4 protein-coding genes and 2 pseudogenes are annotated in these 4,272 nt (G+C 59.0%); 5 read left to right on the top strand and 1 reads right to left on the bottom strand.

Annotated elements, in window-relative coordinates; all coding sequences use genetic code 11:
* Together C9413_RS32860 and virB11 are read left to right on the top strand one after the other, a co-directional pair.
* A pseudogene (locus C9413_RS32860) lies at positions 1-264 on the top strand (type IV secretion system protein VirB10); the annotation flags it as partial.
* Between the two features lie 8 nt (positions 265-272).
* Entirely contained in the window at positions 273-1,355 is a 1,083-nt protein-coding gene (gene virB11 / locus C9413_RS28575; RefSeq protein ID WP_052451595.1) for a P-type DNA transfer ATPase VirB11, read from the top strand.
* A gap of 605 nt (positions 1,356-1,960) precedes the next feature.
* Here the strand turns inward: virB11 and C9413_RS33930 are convergent.
* Positions 1,961-2,092 (bottom strand): annotated as a pseudogene (locus C9413_RS33930) (type II toxin-antitoxin system mRNA interferase toxin, RelE/StbE family); the annotation flags it as partial.
* A gap of 250 nt (positions 2,093-2,342) precedes the next feature.
* Here C9413_RS33930 and C9413_RS28570 point away from each other — a divergent pair.
* The 3 genes from C9413_RS28570 to C9413_RS28560 all read left to right on the top strand — a co-directional run.
* Positions 2,343-3,203 carry an NmrA family NAD(P)-binding protein gene (locus tag C9413_RS28570; RefSeq protein ID WP_039845834.1) on the top strand — a complete coding sequence of 287 codons (861 nt, stop codon included), beginning with the start codon at positions 2,343-2,345 and terminating at the stop codon, positions 3,201-3,203.
* Between the two features lie 159 nt (positions 3,204-3,362).
* Positions 3,363-3,671, top strand: coding sequence for an ATPase inhibitor subunit zeta (locus tag C9413_RS28565; protein WP_223843950.1), 309 nt, complete (start codon positions 3,363-3,365; stop codon positions 3,669-3,671).
* Positions 3,672-3,885: 214 nt separating this feature from the next.
* A partial coding sequence (locus tag C9413_RS28560; protein ID WP_170251240.1) for a transposase occupies positions 3,886-4,272 on the top strand: 387 nt, incomplete at its 3' end.

Here is a 4,272-nt window from a genome sequence, read left to right as displayed (position 1 = left end):
TGCGCGCGGCTACAGGACGGCCATGTCGGGGCGCCGGTTCCCCCGAGTCCCGGCCCGACAGCCGCGGCGATCGCGGTGCAACCGACGCTCCATTCCCCGCCGCCGCTTCTGCAACACCCGGGCGACCTCGTCTCAATCTTCGTTGCGCGGGATCTTGATTGCTCTGGCGTTTACCGGCTTCGCGTGACGGACCCTCGCAACAGGCCCTATGACCGCGCCGTTCTCGGGGATTTCAGCCCGCCTTCCACTCTGGTCACCAAATAGGTACGCCGATGACCGAAGGAGAAGATTGCGGTGTCGTGCGCGAACTTCTTGCGCCAATCTCCGCCTTTCTGCGCGACATGTCGCTTTACGAGATCATCGTCAACTGGCCGGGTCAGGTGGTGACCGAGGGGAGGGCCGGATGGCAGACCCACGATCTGCCGGATCTATCGTTCGACAAGCTGATGCGTCTTGCCCGCGCTGTCGCAAGCTATTCCAGTCAAGCGATCGATGAAACACGGCCGATCCTGTCGGCCACTCTGCCGGACGATGAGCGGATCCAGATCGTGATCCCACCGGCAACGACGAAGGGAACGGTCAGCGTTACGATCCGGAAGCCGTCGTCCGTTTCGCTAAGCCTCGACGATCTCGATGACGGCGGCCTGTTCGATGATGGCTTGAAAACCGAAACAGACGGCAACGCATCGGACGGCAAGCTTTTGGGGTACTACAGGAACAGGGCCTACAATGCGTTTCTGCGCGAAGCCGTCCAGGCGAGAAAAAACATCATCATTTCCGGCGCAACGGGCTCTGGCAAAACGACCTTGTCGAAAGCGCTGATCCGTCATATTCCGTCAAGCGAGCGGATCATTTCGATCGAGGACACGCCCGAGCTGGTCATCCCGCAATCGAACCACGTTCGTCTCTTTTATTCCAAAGGAGGTCAGGGCCTGGCGAAGATCGGCGCCAGGGACCTGCTGGAATCTAGCCTGCGCATGCGGCCCGATCGAATTCTGCTGCAGGAACTGCGGGACGGAACGGCATTCTATTACATCCGCAATGTCAATTCGGGGCACCCAGGTTCGATCACGACAGTGCATGCCGGCTCCGCGCAGCTCGCCTTCGAACAGCTGACATTGCTGGTCAAGGAATCGGAAGGCGGCAGGGATCTCGACAGGCATGATATCCGTGCGCTGTTGATGATTGCCATCGACGTCATCGTCCAGTGCAAACGCATCGATGGACGGTTTCGGGTGAGCGAGGTCTATTACCGGGACGCGCAAGCACCCGGGATCGGTGTCGCCGTTGTGAAAGCCGGCCAGAAATGGTCAGCTTGTGGGGGCCGCAGAACTGAGAGGCAGAGGAGGACGTAACCTCGTGATGGTTGAGGTGGTCGGAGAGAGGCTCTGGCCGTTCCGTCATGGAGCACCGCGGGTCTTGAAACAAATTGCGATTAGGAAACAGAATCCCAGGGTGGTGTTTGAAGGCAGGGTCGAGGATGTCGGCGGCTATCGCGACGATGTGCGCGATCCTGACAACATCTCGAAGCGTCTGGCGCAAACCGAGGGCGCTCGGATCGCGAAGCAGCAGCTGAGTTTGTCGAGATCATCGACACGGAGCGCAAAAATTCCGACGCCGGCTTCCCGATATCTTGTCCGCAGGGCTCTTTCGCCGGTTGTGGCACTCTTGGCACATCGCGACGTTGTGTCCATCGCGACCGGCTTCGGTTTCCTTGGCTATCTGATTTGCCGCGATTCTGGCCCATATCTGTGGCGAAGGCTGCATTTTGAAGCTCAAAGGAGATGATAGTGGTCGACCAAAGTAACCTGTTCAACATCATCTACATTGCCCTGCCACTGGTCGGGATCGTTATCCTGGGCGGCCTGATCTATATGCAACGCCACTAAATTCCGTCTGTCCACGCTGACGCGATCAAAAGATACTGACCTGTCGGGCCACCCGGTCTAACGGCGGAAGTTCATCTGCGATCGACGGTTTTGTAAACGTCATAGTGCTCGCGCTTGCCAGTCGCGATCACAAGCACGACAATATCTGCGCCTCGCACCTCATACACGAGCCGATAGCCACTGCCTCGCAATTTGATCTTGTAGCGATCCTTAGGGTCTGTCCGACAATTCATGAAGCGCGGGCAAGTGCGTCTGAGGAGGGTCCATGATGGATGCGGCGTAAAGGAAGGCCTTGGCGGAGTTGATGGTCGCTTCCGGGTCTTTCCTGAGCCGGCGGTTCGTCTGATCCAGGCGAAGAAGCGCTCCGCGTCGGTGAACTGCGTCCGCAACGAAAAGGGAACCTTTGAAAGGGGCGAGGGGTTATGCGCCACATCACTGCTGGAGACATGGCAAATGTACATCGTTGTTGGCGGGACGGGCCACGTCGGCTCCGCCGTCGCGCAGACGTTGCTCGACGAAGGCGAAGCCGTCACGGTCGTCACGCGAAACTCTGAGAAGGCCGGTGCATGGCGACAGCGGGGCGCGGAGGTCGCCGTCGCAGACGTCCACGACGTGACGTCGCTGCGTGAGGTATTCCGTAGTGGGAAGCGGGCCTTCCTACTGAACCCGAACGCTGACATCTCGAGCGATACGGATCGGGAGGAACGCGAGACCGTGCGCTGCCTGCTCGAGGCGATCGAAGGATCCGGGCTGGACAAGGTGGTGGCGGAATCAACCATGGGCGCGCAGCCGGGCGAGGAATGCGGCGATCTCAACATCCTTTACGAACTGGAAGTGGGCCTGAGGAACCAGCCGATTCCTGCCAGTGTCGTCCGCGCAGCCTACTACTACAGTAACTGGGATACGATGGTGGGGCCCGTCACGAAGGACGGCGTGCTATCGACCATGCTCCCTGCCGACCTCACGCTCCCGATGGTCGCGCCGGAGGATCTGGGAAGGGTGGCGGCGCGGCTCCTGCAGGAGCCGATCGAAAAGATCGGCATACACCCCGTCGAGGGGCCGAAACGGTACTCCCCCAACGATGTCGCCGCAGCCTTCGCCGCCGCCCTCGGCCGGGCTGTTCGCGTCGACGTGATCCCGCGCGAAAACTGGGAAGACGCATACCGCAGTTTGGGCTTCTCCGACGCGGCAGCTCACTCATATGCAAGGATGACGGCTCTCACCGCCGATGGTCCCGAATATCCCGAGGATCCAATTCGAGGATCGATCTCGCTCCAGACCTACATAGGCAAGCTTGTTCGCGACTCATCCTAACGCGTCCCGATGGACGAAAAAGGAAAGCGAGACCGCCAAAGGCCACTTGGGTGCTAGTGGACCAGGGCCGCAGTGTGACAGCACCGCGGCTGTTGCATTTACGATGATCCATAGTGGGTTTCTGATATAATTCCAGAAGGCGAGCAATGGAGAATCTCAATGGATACGTGGCGAATGGTGCGGCGCAATAAGCTGGTTGGGATGTGGGCGGCGCAAAAATTGGGATTATTCGGCGAAAGTGCCACGGCCTACTCGAATGACCTCGCGAGGGGCACGCTCGACGTCAAACGCAACGACGTGTTGGCCATAATTCGCAGGGACTTCGATGCCGCGGGTGTGGTTCAATCCAGAGAGCAAATTCTGAGCGTCATGACCCAATCATGGCTGGATGCCGGAAGAAAAACAGACAGCGCAGATGCCAGCGACGCCGCACTGGTGCAGATTGCGCGCAATCTCCAGCCGAGATGACGACGGTGCTTAGAGAGGACCGGTTCAGTTCCGCCCGGACGCGCGTCAACGTGACCGCGAAACAACTCCTGCCACGCTTCAAATGACTCCATTGGGCCGGAAGCTGCCAAGGAGCCGCTTCCGCTTCGCGCCGATATTGTTGAAAAACTCGGCATTGCCGATGCTTGGGACGCGTGATTCAATCCTCTGAGTGATTTGCAGGGGGATCAGGCGAATGATGGGATGTCAGGCGGTTCCGGCGCAGCTCTTTTACGACTTCTGCCTCGATGATCATGTCCCTGCGGACCATCTGCTGCGCGGGATCGATCGTCACCTCGATCTCGATAGCGTTCGAGCACAGTTGAAGCCGTTCTATAGCAACACTGGTCGGCCCTCAGTTGATCCTGAGCTGATGATGCGAATGCTGATCATCGGCTACAGCATGGGTATCCGGTCGGAACGGCGACTTTGCGAGGAGGTCCATCTCAATCTCGCATATCGGTGGTTTTGCCGCCTTGGCCTGGACGGAAAGGTACCGGATCATTCCAGCTTTTCGAAGAACCGTCACGGCCGGTTCCGGCAAAGTGATATCCTCCGACACATGTTTGAGACTGTGGTGGAA

The organism is Rhizobium sp. SEMIA 4085, from assembly GCF_013004495.1.
Lineage (GTDB): Bacteria > Pseudomonadota > Alphaproteobacteria > Rhizobiales > Rhizobiaceae > Rhizobium > Rhizobium gallicum.
This window is presented reverse-complemented; position numbering and strand designations above follow the sequence as displayed.

Coding starts and splice junctions, on each gene's coding strand:
- virB11 (WP_052451595.1), top strand. CDS start 273: ATGACCGAAGGAGAAGATTGCGGTGTCGTGCGCGAACTTCTTGCGCCA.
- C9413_RS28565 (WP_223843950.1), top strand. CDS start 3,363: ATGGATACGTGGCGAATGGTGCGGCGCAATAAGCTGGTTGGGATGTGG.
- C9413_RS28570 (WP_039845834.1), top strand. CDS start 2,343: ATGTACATCGTTGTTGGCGGGACGGGCCACGTCGGCTCCGCCGTCGCG.